Source organism: Aminobacter sp. P4_H6_2, assembly GCF_056400805.1.
In genome coordinates this window covers 1-1,380 of the sequence record NZ_JBFUKO010000959.1, presented here as the reverse complement: position 1 = coordinate 1,380, position 1,380 = coordinate 1, and the positions used below count along the sequence as shown (strand labels likewise).

The window sequence follows — 1,380 nt, the reverse complement described above, 5'->3', positions numbered from 1 at the left end:
GCTGAGTACCCTCCCTAAAGGGGGTGTCGCCGACAGGGAACTTTCGGCACTACTGGCGGGCGAGCGACTTGTGCCCATCGTGCATCAGACAACGTATGACGCTCTCCGCGAAGTAAGTCCCCTACTGGCCTCGCGAAACGGGCTAAACACGGCGGAGTCCACGATGGCGGATGTAGCGGCGAAGCTGGCCGAACTGGTCACAGTCTAGGCTGAACCGGGGAACGGCGAGCTCACCGGGACCGGAGGTCAAACTCGTCGTCCTTTTTTGGAACGTATCCCATAACTTCAGTCCGACCGTGTCCGACGATCACTTACACTGAACGCGCTGAGAGTCCGATCGTTGCTAGTGTCCGCTCAACAGCCGCCACGCTACAATCGGCCCCGGCAAGCCGAATGCCAGGTACCTTCGAATGGCGGGTTTCGGGTCGCGGCAAATTGGGCAGAAAGACCGCAACGGGAGTCGGGAGCTGAAGGGCAGCTTGTCGCGAGCAGGCGCCGAAACCAGACAGTCGGCTTTCCGGCCCCACAGGGGACATTCGCGGGCGGGCGATCTTTAAACGCCGTAGGCTGGACCCGATGCCCGTACGATTGCAAACGCCTCCTCGACATGCTCGTGTGTGATGCGCAGCCTCAAGCTTTCATGGGTGACGCTGCCTTGCTCAGGAGACAGCGGCGAAAAATAATCGGGACGGATCCTCGAAAGTGAAAGGGCCTTATCGCTGCCGCTATGCTTGAGAAGGTTGTTGAGGGTATTCAACTCTGCAAGTTTCGGACTTACAGCATACCTCTTGGCGCTCGTCTCACTCAGCACTGGATATGTGTCCTTCCTCTCGTAAAGGCCAGTCCATCCTCGTGCAGAAAGCTCCCAATAGCGGAATGCGCTGGTGATGAATGCCTCCCGCACGACAGTGACCGCGAGGCCTGCGTGCATCTCATCATAATTGAGTGCATGTCGAGTGCTGTGGATCAGACAGCCATCTTCGTCATATTCTGAGTCATCCTCCCCGCTCGCTTCGTAGTTTGCATAGGACTCTTGCGCTGCGCGGTGGGCCTTCTCCATGGTGGCGACCGATACACGGTAAGCTTCGCATATGCGATCGACCCCGGTCTGAAACATGAAGGCTTTGAAGCTGTGAGGTAATTCCATGATCTTAATCGAACTTCGAACTCATATTGACGGTACTCATTCGCCGATGATGCCATCTCATAACTACGTCTGCAAATGGCGAGACGCATATTGCTACCGATCGGAAGCATGATTGTCGGCGCCGAACGGCAGCTGTCCGCATAGCGGGACCCGAAGGCCTCCAGATGAGCCGCGGAAAATCATTTCCTGCGTTGGAAGCAGATGTGCCAAGGTCTACAGCGTCTATGGGGTGG

The 1,380-nt window shown here is 57.0% G+C and carries 1 protein-coding gene; it reads right to left on the bottom strand.

Features of this window, described 5'->3' with window-relative positions; translation table 11 throughout:
* Window positions 1-553 precede the first annotated feature (553 nt).
* On the bottom strand, window positions 554-1,147 hold the full coding sequence (locus AC1DUU_RS32055) for a hypothetical protein (protein ID WP_476787323.1): 594 nt from the start codon (window positions 1,145-1,147) through the stop codon (window positions 554-556).
* Between the last annotated feature and the right edge of the window lie 233 nt (window positions 1,148-1,380).